The organism is Curvivirga sp. (assembly GCF_965219885.1).
Taxonomy (GTDB): Bacteria; Pseudomonadota; Alphaproteobacteria; order UBA8366; family Aestuariispiraceae; genus Curvivirga.
On sequence record NZ_CBDCOT010000009.1, the window covers coordinates 2,160,676 to 2,182,818 of the forward strand.

General features: G+C 43.3%; 22 protein-coding genes. 16 read left to right on the forward strand and 6 right to left on the reverse strand.

Annotation, left to right across the window (positions count from 1 at the left end; all coding sequences use genetic code 11):
* Positions 1-64: 64 nt before the first annotated feature.
* Positions 65-820: a helix-turn-helix domain-containing protein gene (locus ACOQOA_RS15690; RefSeq protein ID WP_420549550.1), complete on the reverse strand. Its 756-nt coding sequence runs from the start codon at positions 818-820 to the stop codon at positions 65-67.
* Between the two features lie 62 nt (positions 821-882).
* Positions 883-1,389, reverse strand: a complete 507-nt coding sequence (gene rraA, locus ACOQOA_RS15695) for a ribonuclease E activity regulator RraA (RefSeq protein WP_420549551.1) — start codon at positions 1,387-1,389, stop codon at positions 883-885.
* A gap of 183 nt (positions 1,390-1,572) precedes the next feature.
* On the opposite strand from rraA, the gene ACOQOA_RS15700 reads away from it, so the two are divergent.
* The 3 genes from ACOQOA_RS15700 (at position 1,573) to ACOQOA_RS15710 (ending at position 3,667) form a co-directional block, all read left to right on the forward strand.
* Complete coding sequence (locus ACOQOA_RS15700) at positions 1,573-2,274, forward strand: hypothetical protein (RefSeq protein ID WP_420549552.1); 702 nt, start codon at positions 1,573-1,575, stop codon at positions 2,272-2,274.
* Positions 2,275-2,338: 64 nt separating this feature from the next.
* On the forward strand, positions 2,339-2,992 hold the full coding sequence (locus ACOQOA_RS15705; RefSeq protein WP_420549553.1) for a hypothetical protein: 654 nt from the start codon (positions 2,339-2,341) through the stop codon (positions 2,990-2,992).
* A 21-nt stretch (positions 2,993-3,013) separates the two neighbouring features.
* On the forward strand, positions 3,014-3,667 hold the full coding sequence (locus ACOQOA_RS15710) for a hypothetical protein (RefSeq protein WP_420549554.1): 654 nt from the start codon (positions 3,014-3,016) through the stop codon (positions 3,665-3,667).
* A gap of 80 nt (positions 3,668-3,747) precedes the next feature.
* On the opposite strand, the gene acnB is transcribed toward ACOQOA_RS15710, so the two are convergent.
* Positions 3,748-6,330 (reverse strand): bifunctional aconitate hydratase 2/2-methylisocitrate dehydratase, encoded by a 2,583-nt coding sequence (gene acnB / locus ACOQOA_RS15715; RefSeq protein WP_420549555.1) that lies wholly within the window; start codon positions 6,328-6,330, stop codon positions 3,748-3,750.
* Positions 6,331-6,770: 440 nt separating this feature from the next.
* Here acnB and ACOQOA_RS15720 point away from each other — a divergent pair, with 440 nt between their 5' ends.
* The 3 genes from ACOQOA_RS15720 to fghA all read left to right on the forward strand — a co-directional run bounded on the left by ACOQOA_RS15720 (position 6,771) and on the right by fghA (position 9,243).
* Positions 6,771-7,886 (forward strand): S-(hydroxymethyl)glutathione dehydrogenase/class III alcohol dehydrogenase, encoded by a 1,116-nt coding sequence (locus ACOQOA_RS15720; protein ID WP_155154586.1) that lies wholly within the window; start codon positions 6,771-6,773, stop codon positions 7,884-7,886.
* A 98-nt stretch (positions 7,887-7,984) separates the two neighbouring features.
* The gene (locus ACOQOA_RS15725) at positions 7,985-8,353 is read left to right on the forward strand and encodes a hypothetical protein (protein WP_420549556.1); all 369 of its coding nucleotides are present in this window, start codon (positions 7,985-7,987) and stop codon (positions 8,351-8,353) included.
* Between the two features lie 59 nt (positions 8,354-8,412).
* The gene (fghA, locus tag ACOQOA_RS15730) at positions 8,413-9,243 is read left to right on the forward strand and encodes an S-formylglutathione hydrolase (RefSeq protein WP_420550115.1); all 831 of its coding nucleotides are present in this window, start codon (positions 8,413-8,415) and stop codon (positions 9,241-9,243) included.
* A 57-nt stretch (positions 9,244-9,300) separates the two neighbouring features.
* Here fghA and ACOQOA_RS15735 read toward each other — a convergent pair whose 3' ends face one another.
* The gene (locus ACOQOA_RS15735) at positions 9,301-9,849 is read right to left on the reverse strand and encodes an NADPH-dependent FMN reductase (protein ID WP_420549557.1); all 549 of its coding nucleotides are present in this window, start codon (positions 9,847-9,849) and stop codon (positions 9,301-9,303) included.
* A gap of 166 nt (positions 9,850-10,015) precedes the next feature.
* Entirely contained in the window at positions 10,016-10,933 is a 918-nt protein-coding gene (locus tag ACOQOA_RS15740) for a LysR substrate-binding domain-containing protein (RefSeq protein WP_420549558.1), read from the reverse strand.
* 125 nt (positions 10,934-11,058) lie between these two features.
* Between ACOQOA_RS15740 and ACOQOA_RS15745 the strand changes: the two genes are divergently transcribed.
* From ACOQOA_RS15745 to ureG, 10 genes are all read left to right on the forward strand, one after another.
* Positions 11,059-12,627, forward strand: coding sequence for a trimethylamine methyltransferase family protein (locus ACOQOA_RS15745; protein WP_420549559.1), 1,569 nt, complete (start codon positions 11,059-11,061; stop codon positions 12,625-12,627).
* Between the two features lie 17 nt (positions 12,628-12,644).
* The gene (locus ACOQOA_RS15750; RefSeq protein WP_420549560.1) at positions 12,645-13,829 is read left to right on the forward strand and encodes a mandelate racemase/muconate lactonizing enzyme family protein; all 1,185 of its coding nucleotides are present in this window, start codon (positions 12,645-12,647) and stop codon (positions 13,827-13,829) included.
* 44 nt (positions 13,830-13,873) lie between these two features.
* On the forward strand, positions 13,874-15,913 hold the full coding sequence (locus ACOQOA_RS15755; RefSeq protein ID WP_420549561.1) for an FAD-dependent oxidoreductase: 2,040 nt from the start codon (positions 13,874-13,876) through the stop codon (positions 15,911-15,913).
* A 221-nt stretch (positions 15,914-16,134) separates the two neighbouring features.
* A complete protein-coding gene (locus tag ACOQOA_RS15760; RefSeq protein ID WP_420549562.1) occupies positions 16,135-17,019 on the forward strand; it encodes an urease accessory protein UreD in 885 nt (294 codons plus the stop codon).
* Between the two features lie 15 nt (positions 17,020-17,034).
* A complete protein-coding gene (locus ACOQOA_RS15765) occupies positions 17,035-17,337 on the forward strand; it encodes an urease subunit gamma (RefSeq protein ID WP_420549563.1) in 303 nt (100 codons plus the stop codon).
* An 11-nt stretch (positions 17,338-17,348) separates the two neighbouring features.
* Entirely contained in the window at positions 17,349-17,660 is a 312-nt protein-coding gene (locus ACOQOA_RS15770; protein ID WP_420549564.1) for an urease subunit beta, read from the forward strand.
* Positions 17,661-17,662: 2 nt separating this feature from the next.
* Positions 17,663-19,372: an urease subunit alpha gene (gene ureC / locus ACOQOA_RS15775; protein ID WP_420549565.1), complete on the forward strand. Its 1,710-nt coding sequence runs from the start codon at positions 17,663-17,665 to the stop codon at positions 19,370-19,372.
* 9 nt (positions 19,373-19,381) lie between these two features.
* The gene (locus ACOQOA_RS15780; RefSeq protein ID WP_420549566.1) at positions 19,382-19,846 is read left to right on the forward strand and encodes an urease accessory protein UreE; all 465 of its coding nucleotides are present in this window, start codon (positions 19,382-19,384) and stop codon (positions 19,844-19,846) included.
* Complete coding sequence (locus tag ACOQOA_RS15785) at positions 19,836-20,528, forward strand: urease accessory protein UreF (RefSeq protein ID WP_420549567.1); 693 nt, start codon at positions 19,836-19,838, stop codon at positions 20,526-20,528. The genes ACOQOA_RS15780 and ACOQOA_RS15785 overlap by 11 nt, the downstream gene beginning before the upstream one ends.
* On the forward strand, positions 20,525-21,139 hold the full coding sequence (gene ureG / locus ACOQOA_RS15790; RefSeq protein WP_420549568.1) for an urease accessory protein UreG: 615 nt from the start codon (positions 20,525-20,527) through the stop codon (positions 21,137-21,139). Before ACOQOA_RS15785 ends, ureG begins: the two co-directional genes overlap by 4 nt.
* Here the strand turns inward: ureG and ACOQOA_RS15795 are convergent.
* Positions 21,136-22,062 (reverse strand): PaaX family transcriptional regulator C-terminal domain-containing protein, encoded by a 927-nt coding sequence (locus ACOQOA_RS15795; RefSeq protein WP_420549569.1) that lies wholly within the window; start codon positions 22,060-22,062, stop codon positions 21,136-21,138. The genes ureG and ACOQOA_RS15795 overlap by 4 nt on opposite strands.
* Positions 22,063-22,143 lie beyond the last annotated feature (81 nt).

A 22,143-nucleotide genomic window follows, 5' to 3' on the forward strand; every position in this document is an offset into this window, starting at 1 on the left:
TGAGTGTAACAAAAGTAAGGAGGATAAACTTCCTTGCGTGCACGCGAAGAAAAATGATCTGTAACTAGATGTTTTTATTTTGTAGGTATTCTTTAGGTGTTAGGCCTGTTTCCTTCTTGAAAGCTTTATAGAAGGAAGAACTTGAATTGAAGCCGGCTTCGTATGCGATGTCGAGTATGGATGATGAAGCAGACATAGATTTTAGCACTTCACATACCCACATAATGCGTTGTCGATTGAGTAGTTCAAAGAATGTAGTGCCGATATGTTGGTTCAGTACAAAGGAAAGCTTGTTACGTGAAATAGCCGATTGATTTGCAAGTTTCTGTAACGTGAATCCCGAGTCTTTGAAATTGTCAGGATCACTTATTAAAGCAAGGATTTTATCGTTAATCTCTCCTAAAGCATCAAGAGTTAATCCCAATTTCTTCATGGTCGCCAGATTTGTTTCTTCCTGATTATTTTCGTTCTCGAAGAAGGTGTAGTTATCCGTTATGGAAAGAATTTTCCCATCTCTGAATTCAAATAACTCCGTCCCTTCCATAACAGGCAAGCTGTTCGGAGCTTCATGTAAGCTATAGGTTAGAAATGCGTGATCTTCATTAATAACCTTGATGCCTGAAATCTCTTTATGAAGATTGCTTTCAGCTTCCATATCATCGGATAAATAATCGGCTAACTCGTCAAAATTGACTGTAGTTTGCTCTGGCATATCAAAATAGATGGCTTTTGGATCAAGCAATTCCAAAACGCCTGCAAAATCCTTGTTTCGCCAGCGTTGAATGTAAATTTCGATAAGGTCTTTGCGTTTATCTTGCATTAAACTGATTGAGTAAGTTATCCGGCATTATTACTTAGAATAACACCGGATAGAAAATGTCATTAGGTTTCTGGTAATTCAAGCGGGCCTTCGCTTAATAAAACACCGTCTTCATCACAGTAAACATATTGGCCCGGTTCAAATAAAACATTTCCGAAAGCAACAGGTACATCGCTGGCGCCAATACCATTTTTTGTACTTTTGAAGGGCGTAGTACCAAGGGCTTTAACACCGACATCTACATCACGTAAACGTTCCGCATCGCGGATGACACCATTGATGATCATGCCAGCCCAACCATTGGCGTGCATTTTTCCGGCCGTAATGTCGCCAAGCATGGCAGTGCGCATAGATCCGCCCGTATCCACGACTAATACCGCTCCATCTCCTGGACCATGCAGGAAATCTTGTACCTTTTTGTTATCTTCCATCGTGACGACCGTATGGATTTTTCCAGCAAACATTGTTTTTCCACCAAAATCTTTGAAGGGGAGAGTGCAATGTTTGACTTTATCTGGATAGGCGTCTGATAGATCCGTTGTTGGTGCAGCTTTCGCAGCTTTAGACATAGTTTTCTCCAATTTAAAACGTTATGCCCGACCTGTTTTGGGATCAAAGATCCCTTATGTTTTTTAGTTAAGGTTTATTATTAGTATGAGTTTGAAGATTTTCAATGATTTTATGATTGTTTTTTATTGAAGTAACTTATAGTTGGTTGAGGTATCTAATTGAAAATTTTTGTGGGGGATTACATGAATTTACTGAAAGTCTTCGTTTTTTTGACTGCGGGAGTTGGGTTATCTGCATGTCAATCAATCAATTATGAGGTGGGTGAAGCGGAACTCACGGATTCTGAACAATTGAGAGATGCCTATACACAATGTTTATCATATGTGAATTTTAATAATGGAACGCGTAATAGTCAGGGGTTTTATTCAAGGCATTATGAGGCTTTTTTCTATGAACCTTTCACACAGAAAAGCTTTTGCTATGTGGTTGAAGGAAAGCATCGTATGCCCACTTTTGATCTTCAGAAAGATTGTAAATATTGTAAGTTATTCGCTACGCGAGGTCAGGTTGTTTGGAAGGGATTTAAGCAAGCTGATGAGTATAATGCGTATAATAAAGTAATTCAGGAAGCCAAAAACATCGAATTAACCTATTACTTTAATGCTAAGTTTGAGTTAGGGGATAAACAAAAGCTTTATTATAAATCTATTTTTCTTCCAAAAGTTCAGGGTTCAAAGCATAGAGGATATATACTAGCGGTAAGCCCTAATGGTGAAAACTATGGATGGTCGCATTATAGTAGTTACACGAGTACAACTGATCCGAATGGATATTTTAAAGCATGGCGTCAAGAACAAAGGAAAGTTGCATTAGCTATTTGTAATGCGCAGAGTAAAAGAGATGACTGCGTGATATATGCCGATGGGAAAACGGTATTTGATTGATATTTATAAACAAGAATCACGTGCTGTAATGTGTTAGTTAATTTCTTGAGGAAAGGTTGTGTACATGCGTAAAATGCTATTTTTATGCGGTGTAATGGTTCTGTTATCGGGGTGCTTGTCGACATCAGAGTATTATGGGCAAGGGGAGCTAAAAGATAGCTCTCAATTAAAGCAAAAATATCTGAAACAAGTATCATTCACATATTATTGGGGGAAAACCGCGTCGCGATACACTGCGTTTGCAGTTGATCCAAATGGCCAGAAAACTGGAGTAGGACGTGATATGTCTCCTAGCGCTGCAGCAAATTCTGCACTTGTGCAGTGTGGAGAAGAGTGCAAGCTATTTTCCGAAATGCATGAAGTTGTATGGAGGGAGTTTCACAAGGCTGCAGAGTATAACCGATATAAAGAGATTATAGAGGCTTATGAGGATATAGAGCTTCGTTATTTTAAAGATTATGAATTTGTTATCGGCGAAGTACAGCAAGTTGAACTCACAAACAATTATTTTCCTAGCTTGCTAAAACAGAAGAAAGATCGTCGATGGGTAATCGCATTAAGCCCAGATGGTCAAAGTTACTTTAAGTTTCAACATCTTAATTATCTTCGAGATTGGCGATGGAGAAATGCAAAGAAAATTACATTGGCAGCATGCAATGCAATAAGTGGTCGTGACGATTGCGTCATTTATGCAGAAAATGAAAAAATCTATGAGTAATAAAATATGTGGGTAAGCGTGGTGCGTAAATTATTGGTAATGCTTGGTTTAGTGGGCCTATTGCATGGTTGTATTTCAACATCAGAACTTTATGGCAATGGTAGTTTGGTGGATACTCACCAACTTCGTCAGGCTTATATCGAGCATTTAGCCTATACGACATATACCGGAAAGCTAAACGGTTGGCGTTATACCTCATTTGCAGTGAACCCAAATACAGGGAAGACGGGGAGCGGCAAAGATTATGCACCATCGACTTCTGCGGCAAGAGCATTGGAGCGATGCGGTGATGGTTGTTTTCTCTTCGCGGAATTGGGTGAGATTGTTTGGGATGGCTTTGAAAGCAGTGCTGAGTATGTAAAATTTCGAGAGATTATCCATGATTACGAAAACATTGAACCAACATATTATACGAAGGGTAGTTTTGATTTAGGGGAGTTGCAGCTGGCTGAACTGGAGGAAAATTTTTTCCCTGAAGTGGATTTAAGTAAGTCCTTTCGGAGGATTATTGCGGTGAGCCCCAATGGTAAGAATTTTGGGAAAACGTTTCATATTGATGAGTTCGGTGAATGGCGTTTGCGTCGGGCGATCAAGATTGCAATCGCTGCCTGCAATGCGGCAAGTGGACGAGGTGATTGTGTGATCTACGCACAAGATCATAAAGTTTATCAGTAAGGTTTTGCCAGAATTTTAAACAAAAAGCCCCGCCAGATGATCTGGCGGGGCTTTTTTTGTTTCTGACAGTTACTTAGGAATTAAGCGACTGTTGCAGCTTTTTCCACAAAAGCAGGGATTTGGTCGAAGTTCATATAACGATATACATCATCTGCCTGTTCGTTAACGGCCTTCACTTGAGCCAAATATTCTTCTGCTGTCGGGATCTTACCCATCAATGCACATACGGCTGCTAATTCCGCAGAGCCAAGATAGACACTTGTGTCGATACCCAGACGGTTCGGGAAGTTACGTGTGGATGTAGACATCGCAGTAGAGCCTTTACGGATTTGCGCCTGGTTACCCATACATAGAGAGCAACCCGGTGTTTCCATACGTGCGCCTGTTTTACCAAGGATGCTGTAATAGCCTTCTTCGGTCAGGATTGCCGCATCCATTTTGGTTGGCGGCGCCACCCATAGGCGTGCAGGAAGATCAGATTGACCATCCAATACTTTACCAGCCGCACGGAAGTGACCAATATTTGTCATACAAGATCCGATGAAGACTTCATCAATTGTATCGCCGGAAACTTCAGATAACATTTTCACGTCATCCGGGTCATTCGGGCATGCCACGATAGGCTCTTTGATGTCGTTCATGTTGATTTCAATAACAGCTGCATATTCTGCATCTGCATCACGTTTCATCAATTGAGGATTTGCAATGAAGTTTTCCATCGCCTCAATGCGACGACGAAGTGTACGCTCATCATGATATCCTTCCGCGATCATCCATCTCATCAACGTGATGTTGGAACGCATATATTCGATGATTGGTTCAGGGTTTAAGTCAACTGTACAGCCTGCTGCTGAACGTTCCGCAGACGCATCAGATAATTCAAATGCCTGTTCAACTTTCAGATCAGGCAAACCTTCGATTTCAAGAATACGGCCAGAGAAGATATTCTTCTTACCCTTTTTCTCAACAGTCAAAAGGCCTTGTTGGATGGCATAATAAGGAATGGCATTCACCATATCACGTAAAGTGATACCTTCTTGCAATTCGCCTGTGAATTTCACCAAAACAGATTCTGGCATATCCAATGGCATCACACCTGTTGCCGCTGCAAAAGCTACAAGACCAGAACCTGCCGGGAAGGAAATACCCAATGGGAAACGTGTATGGGAATCACCACCTGTACCAACTGTGTCAGGTAACAATAGACGGTTTAACCAGCTGTGGATCACACCATCCAATGGACGAAGTGCTACACCACCACGTGTTTCAATGAAATCTGGTAATGTTTTATGTGTCTCAACATCCACTAGTTTTGGATAAGCAGATGTATGACAGAAAGATTGCATCACCAAATCAGCGGAGAAGCCGAGGCAAGCTAAGTCTTTCAACTCATCACGTGTCATTGGACCTGTTGTATCTTGGGATCCAACAGTGGTCATTTTGGGTTCACAATATGCACCTGGACGTACGCCTTGGCCTTCTGCCAAACCACAAGCTTTACCAACCATTTTCTGTGCAAGAGAGAAGCCTTTACCTGTTTCTTCCGGTGCCGCAGCAATACGGAAGAGATCAGAAGCTGGTAGACCTAATGCTTCGCGGGCACGTGTTGTTAAACCACGACCAATGATCAATGGAATACGACCGCCTGCACGAACTTCGTCAAAGATCACTTCAGACTTCACTTGGAATTCCGCGATCACTTCGCCGTTTTTCAAGGCTTTACCTTCATATGGACGAATTTCAACTTCATCACCCATATGCATATCATCAACTGGAACTTCGATTGGTAACGCACCAGCATCTTCCATGGTGTTATAGAAGATTGGCGCCATTTTGCTACCCAGACAAACACCACCAAAGCGTTTGTTTGGCACGAATGGAATATCTTCACCCATCCACCATAAGACAGAGTTTGTCGCAGATTTACGGGATGAACCTGTACCAACAACGTCACCCACATAAGCCAATGGATTGCCTTTGGCTTTTAAATCTTCGATGAATTTGATTGGGCCGCGTATACCTGCTTCTTCTGGCTCAATTCCGTCACGTGGGTTTTTCAACATTGCAAGGGCGTGCAATGGAATATCTGGGCGGGACCATGCATCAGGTGCAGGCGACAAATCGTCTGTATTTGTTTCGCCTGTCACTTTGAAGATTGTAACCTTCATGCTTTCAGGGACTTCTGGACGACTTGTAAACCATTCTGCATTTGCCCAGCTTTCAATCACAGCTTTTGCATTTGCAGAACCAGCTTTTGCCTTATCATTCACATCATAGAAATAATCAAAAACTAAGAGAGTTTTCTTAAGGCCTTCAGCAATTGTTTCACCAACTTCGGCATCATCAAGCAAGGCGATCATTGGTTCGATGTTGAAGCCACCTAACATGGTGCCAAGCAATTCAGCAGCTTTTACTTTTGATACCAATGGGGAGGATTTTTCACCTCTTGCAACTTCTGCTAGGAAGCCTGCTTTGATGCGTGCCGCATCGTCTACACCCGCAGGTACACGGTTTGTGAGTAGGTCTACTAAAAAGTCTTCTTCACCCGCTGGTGGATTTTGTAATAAGTCAACAAGTGCATTTACTTGTTCAACGGATAGCGGAAGGGCTGGAATTCCAAGCGCAGCGCGTTCCGCTGCGTGTTTGCGATATTCTTCTAGCACTGACAATCTCCGATCAATGTTTGCAAACGTTATTATGAGGCGGCCCTATTCTTCCTTACTTCTATATTTACTAACCGCGAGGCAAGGTGTGGATAGAGGGGGGCCTCCTTTATTTTGTTGTCCACAATACACCATAAAGGGGCCGAAAAGTCCAGTATCTAAACGTAAATATGTTGCTCTGCACAAAAGTGTGTTAACTATCTGTTTTTAATGATTAATAATTAGTCGTAGAGAAGGTTTTGTGATTGCGAGGCTGTCGCATATTTGATGAAAGATGCCCTGTTTTTGTGATTAGTTTTTTCCAAATCAATTGAGGTTGGCAATCGGGTAAAAAGACTGTTAAGGTCCATGCGGGTCAAGAAGGCCGATAAGGCCTCGAACATATTTTTGGAAATATTTACACCCGATTGTGGGCGGGTAAGTTTTCTGGAGGAAAGAAAATGAAAACAAGAGCGGCAGTTGCCTTTGAAGCAGGTAAACCGTTAGAAGTCGTCGAAGTTGATCTTGAAGGTCCAAAAGCAGGCGAAGTTCTTATTGAAATGAAGGCAACAGGCCTTTGTCACACTGATGAATTCACACGTTCCGGTGCTGATCCGGAAGGCTTATTTCCAGCAATCCTGGGCCATGAAGGTGCGGGTGTTGTTGTAGAAGTAGGCGAGGGCGTTACATCTTTGGAAGTGGGTGATCATGTGATCCCGCTCTATACACCAGAATGTCGTGAATGTTCTTACTGTACATCTGGCCGTACTAACTTGTGTCAAGCGATTCGTGAAACACAGGGCCGCGGCGTGATGCCGGACGGTACAAGCCGTTTCTCATATAAAGGTCAACCAATCTATCATTATATGGGATGTTCTACATTCGCGCAGCATTCTGTAATGCCTGAAATCGCCTTGGCGAAAATTCGTACAGATGCGCCATTTGATAAGGTTTGCTATATCGGCTGTGGTGTAACAACAGGTGTTGGTGCGGTTATCAATACTGCGAAAGTACAACCGGGTGACAATGTAGTTGTCTTTGGCCTTGGTGGTATCGGTTTGAACGTGATTCAAGGTGCACGCATGGTTGGCGCTGACATGATCGTTGGTGTGGATTTGAATAATGATCGCCGTGAAATGGGCGAGAAATTCGGGATGACCCATTTCGTTAATCCGAAAGAAATTGATGGTGATGTAGTCTCTCATTTGGTTGAGCTGACAGGTGGCGGTGCAGATCATTCTTTTGAATGTATTGGTAATACAACAACTATGCGTCAAGCGTTGGAATGCTGTCATAAAGGTTGGGGTGAAAGCACAATCATCGGCGTTGCCGGTGCAGGTGAAGAAATTTCCACCCGTCCATTCCAGTTGGTAACAGGTCGTGTATGGCGTGGTACAGCATTTGGTGGTGCCAAGGGGCGTACAGATGTGCCGAAAATCGTTGACTGGTATATGGATGGTAAAATCAACATTGATGATTTGATCACACATGTGATGCCTCTGGATGATATCAATAAAGGTTTTGATTTGATGCATGAAGGTAAGTCTATTCGTGCTGTAATCGACTTCTCCATGTAATCAAGGCGTTTTTGATCGCATGATATGATTTGTGAAAAGCGTCTGGGGATTGCCTCGGGCGCTTTTTACTTTGAATGATAAGAGGAATAAGTGAAGCGATGAAGGGTATACCTTTCAGTATTATCAGTATCTTTGCAGCTACGATGTCATTGCAAAGTGTTGCTGAAAGTGATCTGGATCGTCAGATTGCCTGTGAACAGAAAATCTATGGACAAGGTGTCGATTTTATTACGGGGATTGCCTATTCTGCGGAACAGGCTCAGCAGATTTATTCTATTTATTTTGGGACTTATGTCTTACCGAATATAACAAATGATTTGCCGCCGGAAGAAATCGTGAAGCTTTATAAGTTACCGCCGGATTACCCTCATCATTCAGCAGACATAGATAAGGATAAATATTTTGATATCCAGTTATATCATGACGTACGAAAACAAAGTCTAGAATGTTTAAATGCGAAAGAATGACCTAATCGGATTTCTATCGCATACAAATAAAATCTTCCATTTAAAGTAAGGTATATATGATGGAACAAATCTCTTCAGTTAAAGTATTTGGTGGTGAACAACGTGTTTATAAGCATGCAAGTTCATCCACTTCTACCGATATGGAATTTGCTGTTTTCTTGCCAGAGGGCGCAGAAGGTCAAAAACTATCTTGTCTGTTTTACCTTTCTGGTTTGACCTGCACATGGGAAAATATGATGTCCAAGGCAGGTGCACAGCAATATGCGGCTGCTCATAACATGATCCTTGTTGCACCTGATACATCTCCGCGTGGGGAGGATGTGTCGGATGATGAGATGTATGATTTCGGTAAAGGTGCTGGATTCTATGTGAATGCAACGCAAGAACCTTGGTCCAAGAATTTTCATATGTATGACTATGTGACCAAAGAGTTATACAAAATAATCTGTGATGAATTCCCGGTTGATCCAGATCGTATTGGTATTACAGGGCATTCCATGGGCGGTCATGGGGCTTTGACTGTGGCGATGAAGAACCCAGATTTGTTTAAATCTGTTTCTGCATTCTCCCCAATTGTTGCACCAAGCCAAGTACCATGGGGTGAGAAAGCTTTAGGTGGCTATTTGGGGGCAGATAAATCGGCTTGGTCTGAGTATGATGCTTGTGAATTGGTGAAATCCAAAGGTTGGTCTGGTGATATCTTGGTTGATCAAGGTTTGGCAGATAACTTCCTTGAGGAACAGTTGAAATCCCATTTGTTTGAAGAGGCATGTAAGGATGCAGGCGTCTCTCTAACGCTTCGTATGCAAGACGGGTATGATCATTCCTATTATTTCATTGCAAGCTTTATCGAAGATCACCTTAAATGGCATGCGGAACGTTTGTCTTAAGGCTATTGATCTAGCTAACTGTAAAAGGGGATGGTAATTGCCATCCCCTTTTTATGTTTATGCAGCGGCAATATTTGCTGTATCTGAAAGCTTGCCGACTGCTTCTTTTAACTGTTCATTGACGTCATTGTTGGTGATTTGATCTGTTTCAGCATCATAAATATCGTAAAAACTACCCACAGGAATAGAAGCTAATAGATTGGCACCTTGAAACGGAGCACCGCCAGACGCGGCACCCAAAACAGTTGCGCCACCATTTGGGCCGGGGGATGTGGATAAGAAGATTGTCTTCTTATCTTGATAGACTTTCATATTTTCACGGGATGCCCAGTCAAAAATATTCTTATACGCAACAGAGAAGCTTCCGTTATGTTCGGCAAATGAAATAATTAACGCATCTGCTTCTGCAATTTTCGCCAAGAATTGATGGGCTAGGCTTGGTATACCACCTTCATCTTGTCGGTCTTGACTATAAATGGGTAATTCATACTCGTTCAAATCAAGTGTTTCGACTTCTGCGCCCTCTAACAAACTTGCCGTATATAAAGCTAATTTTTGATTGATTGAATTTTTACTATTGCTTGCACCAAATGCTAAAATTTTCATCGTTTCCATCCTTGATTTATATGTCTGTCTAAACAAAATATAATTTGAAGGGTTTCAAATTTACAGATGGTGAAATGAACTTATACTGTTTCCAAAATAATCCTAATGAAAAAATATAATAATTATTAGTTGTTTATATATGTGTAATTAGATCGGTGCGTTATCCTTATTCCAGTGATGAAGCCATTTCAGCCATCATCCAGTCTCTCGCTTTTTGGGCAATCGGGCTTAATCCTTCTTCCTTAGGCGTGATCATATACATGGCATTTTGGCTTCTATAGGTATAAAGCGGCAATCTGATTAATTCGCCTCTCTTGACCAAGGGGGCGACAATATGGTTCCAGCCCAATCCAATGCCGTGTCCATCTAGGGCTGCTTGTAGACTGATTTCCGCATCATTGAATCTTAGGCCTGCATTATGGCCACGATGATTTGGGATACCTGCATTTCGAAACCATTCATCCCAAGTTAGACGGATGCGAAAAGGCTCATCCGTATAAATTAGGCGATGGTTCATTAAATCTGCGTTCCCCGTGATACTTGGTTTTTCTTTTAGGTAGTTTGGATGGCAGATTGGATAAACGAGTTCTTCGGCGAATAGGGTGACATCATATTCGGACCATTTGCCATCCCCAAGCCGAATGGAAATATCAATACCTTCCGTATGTAGGCTAACATCTCTATCCGTGGAATGAAGGCGTAAGGCCACATTGGGAAAAGCTTCTTCAAATAAGCTTAATCTTGGAAGCATCCAGAATTGTATAAAAAGGGTGGAACCGGAAATCGTTAGATTCTCCGAAGATTGCCCCACATGTAAATCTTGCGCGGAGTAATAGATATGTTGAAGCCCTGCGGTCACATCTTGATAAAATCGCCGGCCTTCCTTGGTGAGCTCGATTTTCCGATGACTGCGACGGAATAATGTTTGCCCAAGGCTCTCTTCTAGAAGTTTTACTGCATGACTGATAGCTGGTTGAGAAACATTAAGTTCTTCAGCTGCTTGCGTGAAGCTTTTATGGCGTGCAGCAGCTTCAAAAGCGAAGAGGGCATTAGCGGATGGAAGTAGGTTTCGTAAATTTTGCATAAATTATATTTATCCTAAATATGAATTTTTTCAACGGTCACAAATCACAAAATCTATGTTTTCTTTATATCAGGTCAGAAAAATGATCATTAACAATAATACAGTTTATGAGTGGGAGCATTTAAATGAGCGTAGCAGAAGAACAATCCACCCGCCGTGGTCGTGGCGGTAGTCGCCGCCAACGCGGTGGCGCCGCCGCAGCTGAACGTCCACATCTAGAGGTGCCGTATATCACCCGTAATATTCCACCTTACGAAATTCTTGATGAAGAAAATCTGATCAAGATTGAAGAAACGGCTGATCGTATCTTGGCGGAAGTTGGTGTCGAGATCCATGGGGATGATGAGGCGATCCGCCTGTTCACCGAAGCAGGTGCCAAGGCTATGCATGTGGCGGATAACAAATATAACCTGACTTTTGAGCCGGGTATGCTACGTGAAATCTTGAAGACCGCGCCGGAAGTTTTTGAACAAGCATCTCGTAATCCCGCAAATACAATCAAAATTGGCGGTCGTCACAGTGTAATGGCGCCAAGCTATGGTTCCCCGTTTGTTATGGATATGGATAAAGGGCGCCGTTATGGCACTTTGGAAGATTTCCAGAATTTCATCAAACTTGCTCAATCCAGTCCGTGGTTTCATCATTCTGGCGGGACAGTATGTGAACCAACAGATATTCCAGTGAATAAACGTCATCTGGATATGGTTTATAGCCATATGAAGTATTCTGATCGCCCTTTCCTTGGTACTGTAATGAAGGCGGAACAGGCACAAGATAACATCGATATGTGTAAAATCTTGTTTGGTGAAGACTTTGTTGACCAAAACACAGTTATTATGGGGAATGTGAATGTAAATTCACCTCTTGTCTGGGATGGTGAGGTTACCAAGGTTATTCGCACTTATGCGGCCGCGGGACAAGGTACAGTGATCGTGCCGTTTATTATGGGCGGCGCAATGGGACCAATGGCGATGCCGGGGGCTGTTGCGCAAACTTTAGCTGAAACCATGGTGGGGTGTGCCTTAACTCAATTGGTGCGTCCGGGCGTACCGACAATCTTTGGTTCTTTCTTATCATCGATGTCTTTAAGAAATGGAAGCCCAACCTTTGGAACACCTGAACCCGCATTGGGAAGTTTGGTGATCGGACAATTGGCGCGCCGATTGAAATTGCCTTTACGTTGCGCGGGGAATTTTTCAACTTCCAAAGAGGCGGACGGACAGGCAATGGTGCAAGGAACAATTTCCTATATGTCAGCGGTGCAATGTGGGGCGAACTTTATGTTGCATTCCGCAGGTTTTCTTGATGGCCTTTTATCTATGTCCTATGAAAAATTTGTGATGGATGCAGATCTATGTGGCGCCATGCATGGATATATGAATGGGATCACAGTGAATGAAAATAGCTTGGCATTTGAGGCTATCAAAGAAGTCGGGCCAGCTCATCACTTCCTTGATTGCCAGCATACGATGCAGAATTACAAAACGGCATATTGGGAAAGTCGTTTAAACGATGACCGACCTTTTGAAACTTGGGATGAAACAGGCCAGGTAAATGCCTTAACCCGTGCAACTGAAAGCTGGAAAAAGACCTTGGGCGAGTATGAAGCACCAACTTTAGATATCGCCAAAGATCAGGAATTACAGGAATTTATAAAGGTAAAGAAAGAATCTATGCCGGATGCATGGCATTAAGACCGGGGGAGCAGATTATGAAAATTACAGATATTAAAGTTACACATGTGAATGTTCCGTTTGACGCGCCATTTTATTGGTCTGCGGGTCTTTATCCCGGTGCATCCAAATCTATCATCGAAGTTTTTACAGATGAAGGTGTTGTTGGTTTAGGCGAAGCACCATGGTGGCATTTTGGTGAAATCATCAAAGAAGAAATTGCCCCAGCTTTGATCGGTGCAGATCCGCTTGATCTGGCGGATTGTGAAGCACGTTGTGTGCCGCCTTATCAAATCACAGCGAATACAGGTGAAAATGCTGCGACGGTTGCTTTCGGGGCGGTGGAACTCGCATTATGGGATATACGCGGTAAGGTTTTTGATATGCCGCTCTATAAACTTCTTGGGGGGGCGGTGCGTAAAGATATTCCTTTTACCGAATATTTTGCCTTTCGTCCTGAACAAAATGGCGCTGGTGGCGAAATGTCACCAGAGGCGATTACAGAATATTGCTTAAAAATGCGAGAGGAACATGGTTCCACCTTCTTTGAGGGCAAGTTGATTTTAGGTGATCCAAATTTGGAAATTAAAACGGTGAAGATGATGCGTGAAGCCCTTGGGGATGAAGCAATGATCCGTCTTGATTCCAATATGCAATGGTCCCTAACCACAGCGCGCTGGGTGTTACGAGAGATCGAACAATATAACATCCGTAACTATGAAGACCCTGTGGCGACCTTTGAAGAAATGGCGGAATTGCGTAAGCATTCCATCATTCCTTTTTCAACCCATATTCCGGATTTACGTCGTGCGGTAGATCTTGGTGCGCCAGATTATTTCGTTTGTAACTTTGCAGCTCTTGGTGGGATTTCCAATACCATGAAATTCATCGCTGCTTGTGAAGCGATGGGGAAGGGTTTTTGGTGTTATTCAAATGATCTAGGGATTATGACGTCGGCCTATCTGCATGTGGTGGCAGCTACGCCATGGATTACGGAGCCTTCCCAATCCTTATTCCGTTGGCAAATAGGTGATGTCATTGAAGAAGGGCCTTTCCGTCAAACCAATAATGTAATCCCTGTGCCGGAAGGGGCAGGGCTTGGTGTGAAATTGTGTGCAGAAAGTATGAAGCGCTGGGCGAAGGATTTTGAGGATAATGGTCCGATGAGCCATTTTTATGATCCGAAAAATCCGGGACGATATCGCAAATTACCATTGAACTAACAGATATAAAAATAAGTAAGAATAAAAGAGATCGGGAGAATTTTATGTCCAGTAAAGACCCATTATTACAGCCGTATCAACTAAAGCATTTAACGCTGAAAAACCGGATCATGACGACGTCTCATGAACCTGCATATCCTGAAGATGGTATGCCGAAGGAACGTTATCGTGCTTATCATGAGGAACGTGCGAAAGGTGGTGTGGCACTGACCATGACCGCAGGGTCAGCGGCCGTTTCACGTGACAGTCCGCCCGTTTTTAACAATATTTTGGCTTATAAAGATGAGGTTGTTCCTTGGTTAAAAGATGTTGTGGATAGCTGTCATGAACATGGGGCAGCTGTGATGATCCAACTCACCCATCTTGGTCGCCGAACCGGTTGGAATAAGGGGGATTGGTTACCTGCCGTTAGTCCGTCTCATCATCGTGAAGCGTCACATAGAGCTTTCCCGAAGAAAATGGAAGATTGGGATATTGCACGCATCATCGAAGATTATGCCGATGCGGCGGAACGCATGCATGCTGCCGGTATGGATGGCATTGAATTGGAAGCCTATGGTCATTTGATGGATCAATTCTGGTCACCTGCAACCAATACACTTGAAAGTGCTTATGGTGGATCACTGGATAACCGGATGCGTTTCACCTTGGATGTCTTGTCTGCGATCCGTAAACGTGTCGGTGAGGAATTTATTATCGGTATTCGCTGTGTGGCGGATGAACAAATGGATGGTGGGCTGACCAAAGAAGAAGGCATGGAAATCTGCACCAAGTTGAAAGATTCCGGCAAGATCGATTTCCTAAATATTATCCGAGGGCATATTGATACTGATCCCGGTCTTACGGACGTGATCCCCGTTCAAGGAATGGCAAATTCACCACATTTGGATTTTGCAGGGGAAGTACGTGAACATACCAAGTTCCCGACTTTCCATGCGGCGAAAATCCCAGATGTGGCAACTGCACGTCATGCAATTGCCGAAGGCAAGCTTGATATGGTTGGGATGACCCGGGCCCATATCGCTGACCCTCATATTGTTCGCAAGATCATCGAAGGGCGTGAAGATGAAATTCGCCCTTGTGTTGGGGCAACCTATTGTCTGGATCGTATCTATCAAGGCGGCGAAGCCCTTTGTATTCACAATGTGGCAACGGGGCGTGAATTATCTGTGCCCCATGTTGCAAAGCCTGCACCGGATAAGAAAAAACTAGTGGTTATTGGTGCTGGTCCTGCTGGTATGGAAGCTGCCCGTGTCGGGGCGGAACGCGGTCATGACGTGACGGTGGTTGAAGCTGCAAATAACGCAGGCGGACAAATTGCTTTAACGGCACTAAGTGATCGTCGTCGTGAAATGATGAATATTATCGATTGGCGCGTGGATCAATGCGAACGCATGGGTGTGAACTTTAAGTTCAATACCTGGGCCGAGGCAGAAGATGTTAAAGCTATGGACCCCGATATGGTTGTCATTGCGACAGGTGGAATGCCAGATACAGAAGTTTTGACGACCGGAAATGATTTGGTTGTTTCTGGTTGGGATATTATTTCAGGTGATGCCAAGCCGGGGCAAAATGTATTGCTTTATGATGATGCTGGGGATCATGTGGCCATGCAGGCCGCAGAGGTCTTGGCAAAATCTGGCGCAAGTGTTGAGATCATGACTCCCGATCGTACATTTGCGCCAGATGTGATGGCGATGAATTTGACCCCTTATATGCGGGAGCTACAAAAACGTGATGTGACTTTTACAGTCACCTATCGCCTGAAAGAAGTGCATCGTGAAGGCAATCAGCTTCGTGCTGTTTATGGGACGGATTACAGTGACTTAACAAAAGAGAAAATGTTCGACCAAGTGGTTGTAAACCATGGAACATTACCGCTGGACGACATTTATTTCGACCTGAAACCGGATAGCATGAATTTAGGGGAATTAGATCATCGAGCTTTACTTGCCCATAAACCACAGCAAGTGAATTCTAATCCTGATGGCAAGTTCCAACTTTTCAGAATCGGCGATGCGGTTTCAGCAAGAAATACCCACGCAGCCATCTATGATGCGATGCGTTTGATGAAAGATAACTAACCCTCACTACCCACTCTTAGTTAGTTATTTTCCATTTGAACTAAGTCATGCCTATAAATTGGGCATGACTTATTTTTTTGATTAAATTTTATTCATGTTTTTATGTGCTGTACTACGTATTTATTATTTAATTATTGTAAATCAATGTGTTAGGTTTGTTTTTATATTGGCATGCTTCTTGAGATATAGGGGAGGATGCAAGCGATAAAAGAAATTAATCCATGAATTATGTTCCTGAAAAACAGGTAATCAAAGAACCAGAAACTTCGGGAAGATCTGAACACGCAATCAAAGTGCATGGTTCGGTTGATTTGTCATTTAAGAAATCTGGTGAAATTACTTCTCTTGATAAACTTTATTATCATGACCCGATGAAGGTCCTTTTTCCACATGCACAAAAACAAGATCCAATTACGGCTGCGATTGTAACTACAGGTGGTGGTTTGTTCGGCGGGGATCGCTATGAGTTGGACATTACATTAGCTGAAAACACTGAAGCCGTCGTTACGGCGCAAGCAGCTGAGAAAATATATAAAACTTCTGGTCCAGATTGTTTAGTGAACATTGATTTAAATGTGGATAACGAAGCGCGGTTGGAATGGTTGCCGCAAGAAACGATTGTTTTTGATAAGGCACGTTTTCGGCGTAAAACATGCCTAAATTTAATGTCAAATAGTCAGGTGCTAGCTGGGGAGTTTTTAGTATTTGGTCGTTTGGCAAGCGGGGAGACGTTGAAAGAAGGTCTTATTCGCGAAGAATGGGATATTTCTGTCGACGGACAACAGGTTTGGGCTGATGCGCTTCACTTGGAGGGCGATTTACAAGAGGTTCTAAACCACCCCGCGGCTTTTAATAATGCAAAGGCAATCGCTACCTGCATCTATTATGACCTAGAGGCGGAAGGATTTGTCGAAGAGGCTCGGGATTTTCTGGATGAAAATGAAAAAGTTAGATCAGCAATAAGCTTTGTTAATGGGATATTGATCTGTCGTTGGTTGGCAGAAGATCCATATGTTTTGAGGAAGGCATATGGTTCCTTCTGGACAAGGATGCGGCAAAAGACCATGGGGCGTGCTGATCGACTTCCACGTCTTTGGTATTGTTAAAATGGGGAAGAGAGAATGAATCTAACACCAAGAGAAAAAGACAAATTACTCATTGCGATGGCTGCGATGGTTGCGCGCCGCCGCCTTGAACGTGGCGTAAAGTTAAATCATCCAGAAGCAATTGCCTTGATTTCTGATTTTGTGGTTGAAGGTGCACGTGATGGAAAGACAGTTGCTGAATTGATGAGAGATGGTGGTGAAGTCTTAACCCGTGAACAGGTTATGGAAGGAATACCAGAGATGATCCATGACATTCAGATAGAGGCAACCTTTCCTGATGGCACTAAGCTTGTCACCGTTCATAACCCAATTCGATAGGGGATAACACAATGATTCCAGGCGAAGTTATCACCAAAGATGAAACATTAATTTTAAATGACGGATTAGAAACTAAAACGCTTAAGGTTGCTAATAGTGGAGATCGTCCGATCCAAGTTGGATCTCACTACCATTTCTATGAAACCAATCCAGCATTGGTATTTGATCGAGAGCAAACAAAAGGATTTCGGCTGGATATCCCTTCAGGTACAGCGGTTCGATTTGAACCCGGACAAAGTCGGGAGGTCACCCTTATTCCCTATCAGGGGACACGAACCGTGTTTGGCTTTAATGCCAAAGTGAATGGAAAGTTGGAGGCATAGATATGGCTTATGAAATTCATCGTTCTGAATATGCGGCTATGTATGGTCCTACTGTCGGAGATAGGGTTCGCTTAGCAGATACTGAATTATTCATTGAGGTGGAAGAAGATCGCACCACTTACGGGGAAGAAGTTAAATTCGGCGGAGGTAAGGTTATCCGCGATGGCATGGGGCAATCTTCTATTACGCATGCAGATGGGGCGGTTGATACAGTTATTACAAATGCCCTAATTTTGGACTATTGGGGTATCATCAAGGCTGACGTAGGTATTCGGGATGGTCGAATTGCTGGCATCGGGAAAGCTGGAAATCCTGATGTGCAGCCAAATGTGAATATAATCGTTGGTCCGGGAACCGAAGTGATTGCCGGAGAAGGGCGCATTCTGACAGCAGGCGGAATTGATGCGCATATTCACTGGATATGTCCGCAGCAGATTGATGAGGCTTTAGCATCTGGTGTGACAACGATGTTAGGTGGCGGGACGGGACCTGCTGAGGGAACAAATGCAACTACATGTACGCCAGGCCCCTTTCATATAGCTCGTATGTTACAGGCAGCTGAAGGATTACCAGTGAATCTGGGTTTCTTTGGTAAAGGGAACGCATCACGTCCTGATAGTTTAATAGAACAAGTGATAGCAGGGGCATGTGGATTAAAGCTTCACGAAGATTGGGGGACCACACCGGCAACGATTGATACTTGTCTATCTGTGGCTGATGATCTGGATGTGCAGGTTCTAATCCATACAGATACCCTGAATGAGTCTGGCTTTGTAGAACATACAAAAGCAGCCTTTAAGGGGCGTACCATTCATACATTTCATACCGAGGGTGCAGGCGGTGGGCATGCGCCTGACATTATTAAGCTTTGTGGTGAAGAAAATGTTCTTCCGTCTTCAACAAATCCGACGCGCCCATTCACCGTAAATACGATCGATGAGCATTTAGACATGTTGATGGTTTGTCATCACTTGGACGCAAACATTCCAGAAGATGTTGCCTTTGCGGAAAGTCGCATTCGACGAGAAACGATTGCTGCTGAAGATATTCTTCATGATTTGGGCGCGTTTTCGATTATTTCATCTGATAGCCAAGCCATGGGCCGGGTTGGCGAAGTTATTTCGCGTACGTGGCAAACTGCGGACAAGATGAAAAAGCAAAGAGGAAGCTTATCTGATGATGGGCTAGGTAACGATAATGGTCGTGCTAAACGCTATGTGGCAAAATACACCATTAATCCGGCGATTGCCCAAGGTATTAGTAAGCATGTTGGTTCCATTGAAGATGGTAAGCTTGCGGACTTGGTTTTATGGAAACCGATGTTTTTTGGGGTGAAGCCTGATGTGATTGTGAAAGCAGGTAGTATTGCTATGGCAGCAATGGGGGATGCAAATGCCTCTATTCCGACGCCTCAACCAGTGCATTATCGTCCAATGTTTGCAAGTATGGGACGTAGTGTTACGAATTCTGCATTTAGCTTTGTTTCTCAAGCAGCTTTAGAAACAGATATTGAACAGCGTTACGGTCTGAGTAAGCAGCTTCTCCCTGTGGAAAATACAAGAAATATTGGTAAGGCCGATATGAAGTTAAATGATTATACACCAGATGTCTCAGTTGATCCTGAAACTTATGAGGTCCGTGCGGATGGGGAATTGTTAACTTGCCAGCCTGTATCCGAAGTTCCCATGGCGCAACGCTATTTCTTGTTTTAAGGGTGAGGCATGCGGCGCGCTAATAGACATCACAGGAAAGAAAATCTTCACAATGTCGATCTTCAAATCATGTCTTCAGTGACGTTGGAATATGATGACCGTCATCGCCGTCGAATTCGTATGATTGATGATATGGGAGAGAATTTTCTATTAGATTTAGCGCATGCCGCCTATTTGCAAGATGGTGATCTTTTGGAGTTTGCAGAAGGGCAGGCTATTTTGGTGAAGGCCGCGAAAGAGGAAGTTCTTGAGGTGACATGTGAGGACTTGGTGCAGCTCGTACGTGTTGCGTGGCATGTTGGTAATCGTCACACACCAGTTGAAGTCTTAGATCAGGGAAAACTGCGTCTTCGATATGATCATGTATTGCATCACATGATTGAAGGTTTAGGAGCATCTTGTGAGAAAATAATAGCTCCTTTCTCTCCTGAACCCGGGGCCTATTCTGGTGGAGGGCACGATCATGCTCACTAATATTGGCTTAATGAAGCTTATGACATGGTTGTCACCAAGTTTTCCAGTGGGGGCTTATACCTATTCGCATGGTTTGGAATATGCGGTGGAAGAAGGATTCGTTAAAGATGGAGATGAGTTAAAAACTTGGGTTGAGGGGATCTTAAAGTTTGGCGCCGGAAAAACAGATGGTATGTTTTTTTGTGAGGCGCACCGATTGGTTCGTATTGGGGAGGTCGAGGGGGTATTCGACTTAAACCAATTCGCAATCGTGTTGCGGCCTACAAAAGAGATGGCGTTGGAAAGTGAAGCACAGGGGCGAGCTTTCCACGCCATCTCAGCTGATTTATCAGACCATCCCATGATGCAGGTTTTATCAGACGGTTTTAAGAAATCTAATTGCCTGCCATCCTATCCGGTTATTGTTGGGGCTGTCAGTGCGATAGAGAATATCGATATGGAGGCTGCGCTTGTTGCCTATCTTCATGCAATGGCTGCTAATATTATTTCCGCAGGTGTGCGATTGATTCCATTAGGTCAAACAGCCGGACAAAAGGCTTTGGTTGGATTAGAGGAAGTTATTCAAGAAACGTTGGAATTAATTCTGGAAGCCGATTTTGACGATATTGGTGCTGCATCCCCCATCATTGATTGGACTTCAATGAAACATGAAACACAATATACGAGGTTATTTAGATCATGACATCTCCATTACGCGTAGGCGTTGGAGGACCCGTTGGGTCCGGTAAAACGGCATTATTGGAAGCACTTTGTAGAACAATGTGGGATACTTATAATATTGCCGCTATTACTAATGATATTTTTACCAAAGAAGATCAGCGCATTTTAACCGAAACTGGCGCTCTGCCGGCAGAGCGAATTAAAGGTGTTGAGACAGGTGGATGTCCCCATACAGCAATTAGAGAAGATGCATCTATTAACCTCGCTGCGATCGAAGATATGTGTGCAACATTTTCGGATTTAGAGGTGATCTTTGTTGAGTCAGGCGGAGATAATTTAGCTGCTACTTTTTCACCGGAACTTGCAGATATCACAATTTATGTAATTGATGTATCTGCAGGCGAAAAAATACCGAGAAAAGGTGGTCCCGGCATCACACGTTCGGATTTACTGTTGATTAATAAAACAGATTTGGCACCTTTGGTTGGCGCGTCTTTAGAAGTGATGGAGGCGGATAGTTCGCGTATGCGCGGCAAGCGACCGTTCTTGTTCTCTAACTTGAAAGCAGGTGATGGTGTTGTGGAAGTTGTGAGTTTTATACTTGAGGCCGGTGGAATTGAGCCTCGTCATTAAGATCGAATTGGCTTTAGCATATTCATACGCAAGTTCATGACAGGTTCATTTGGAGACAAAGTATCTTGCGCGTTTTCAAAGTAATGATTGATATAGTTTTCTGATTTCTGAATCAAAGCTCGATAAAGATCAGCGAAAAGATCATAAGCTTTGTAACCAATCCAGTCATTTGGTAGTAAATAAGCTGGTAAGCGAGGGTCTCTAAAGATGATGCGACGATATTCATGAACCAATATCTGACGAAGGAGTAACTGCTCCAAATCGCTTAAATCGTCTTTAAACGGAAGGCAGGCATGGATCGCGCTGAACTGATCTAAAAAGCTCTGATATTGTTCGGTAAGATCATCCAAATTCCAACCTTTGGTCAGGTTGGATAGGTCATCTAATTGGTCTTTGATCATATCCAGATTTGCAGTAAATGTGACGCCTGCATAATCTTTCAAGCTATCTCCAAATACATAGTAAAGTTCGTTTTGGCAGTCGCCGGGTTTCATGAATAAGCCATGGATAGGATCGCCAAATCCAATGCGTTCCATTTTTCGTTTTAAATCTTCACGATTAACGGTGGATAAATTTAGAACGCATGTCCATAAATCATTTTCAAGCTTCGGTGGTGAATAGATCAAGCCTGCCGCATGATGGAATTCTGTACGGCTACGATCACTTAGTTTGTAATAACTTTTACGACCAATTTTAGAGCCCGTGATACGATTGCTTGAAACCAGCCGGGATACGGCGGTTCGTACTAATGATTCACTGATGCCAACTTCATTACAAAAGGCGATGATATCGCCCATCCAGACTTCGCCATTTCTCGGTAAAATTGCATCCCCATATAAGGTAATAATGAAAGAACCTGCCCGAATGGGGCGTTTCTCAGAGAAGCGTGAAATCAGAGATTGTGTATGCGTTGATGCGTTCATCACGGCGAATCCTGCCAAACCTATAGAAGAGATATTATGACGGGTTTTTCTTTTGAATTCAACCCTGTAGGATGAATGTTG

Bases quoted from the DNA above. Each gene is read 5' to 3' on its own strand.
- ACOQOA_RS15690 (WP_420549550.1), bottom strand. From the start codon at position 820: ATGCAAGATAAACGCAAAGACCTTATCGAAATTTACATTCAACGCTGG.
- rraA (WP_420549551.1), bottom strand. From the start codon at position 1,389: ATGTCTAAAGCTGCGAAAGCTGCACCAACAACGGATCTATCAGACGCC.
- ACOQOA_RS15700 (WP_420549552.1), top strand. From the start codon at position 1,573: ATGAATTTACTGAAAGTCTTCGTTTTTTTGACTGCGGGAGTTGGGTTA.
- ACOQOA_RS15705 (WP_420549553.1), top strand. From the start codon at position 2,339: ATGCGTAAAATGCTATTTTTATGCGGTGTAATGGTTCTGTTATCGGGG.
- ACOQOA_RS15720 (WP_155154586.1), top strand. From the start codon at position 6,771: ATGAAAACAAGAGCGGCAGTTGCCTTTGAAGCAGGTAAACCGTTAGAA.
- ACOQOA_RS15725 (WP_420549556.1), top strand. From the start codon at position 7,985: ATGAAGGGTATACCTTTCAGTATTATCAGTATCTTTGCAGCTACGATG.
- fghA (WP_420550115.1), top strand. From the start codon at position 8,413: ATGGAACAAATCTCTTCAGTTAAAGTATTTGGTGGTGAACAACGTGTT.
- ACOQOA_RS15735 (WP_420549557.1), bottom strand. From the start codon at position 9,849: ATGAAAATTTTAGCATTTGGTGCAAGCAATAGTAAAAATTCAATCAAT.
- ACOQOA_RS15740 (WP_420549558.1), bottom strand. From the start codon at position 10,933: ATGCAAAATTTACGAAACCTACTTCCATCCGCTAATGCCCTCTTCGCT.
- ACOQOA_RS15745 (WP_420549559.1), top strand. From the start codon at position 11,059: ATGAGCGTAGCAGAAGAACAATCCACCCGCCGTGGTCGTGGCGGTAGT.
- ACOQOA_RS15750 (WP_420549560.1), top strand. From the start codon at position 12,645: ATGAAAATTACAGATATTAAAGTTACACATGTGAATGTTCCGTTTGAC.
- ACOQOA_RS15755 (WP_420549561.1), top strand. From the start codon at position 13,874: ATGTCCAGTAAAGACCCATTATTACAGCCGTATCAACTAAAGCATTTA.
- ACOQOA_RS15760 (WP_420549562.1), top strand. From the start codon at position 16,135: ATGAATTATGTTCCTGAAAAACAGGTAATCAAAGAACCAGAAACTTCG.
- ACOQOA_RS15765 (WP_420549563.1), top strand. From the start codon at position 17,035: ATGAATCTAACACCAAGAGAAAAAGACAAATTACTCATTGCGATGGCT.
- ACOQOA_RS15770 (WP_420549564.1), top strand. From the start codon at position 17,349: ATGATTCCAGGCGAAGTTATCACCAAAGATGAAACATTAATTTTAAAT.
- ureC (WP_420549565.1), top strand. From the start codon at position 17,663: ATGGCTTATGAAATTCATCGTTCTGAATATGCGGCTATGTATGGTCCT.
- ACOQOA_RS15780 (WP_420549566.1), top strand. From the start codon at position 19,382: ATGCGGCGCGCTAATAGACATCACAGGAAAGAAAATCTTCACAATGTC.
- ACOQOA_RS15785 (WP_420549567.1), top strand. From the start codon at position 19,836: ATGCTCACTAATATTGGCTTAATGAAGCTTATGACATGGTTGTCACCA.
- ureG (WP_420549568.1), top strand. From the start codon at position 20,525: ATGACATCTCCATTACGCGTAGGCGTTGGAGGACCCGTTGGGTCCGGT.
- ACOQOA_RS15795 (WP_420549569.1), bottom strand. From the start codon at position 22,062: ATGAACGCATCAACGCATACACAATCTCTGATTTCACGCTTCTCTGAG.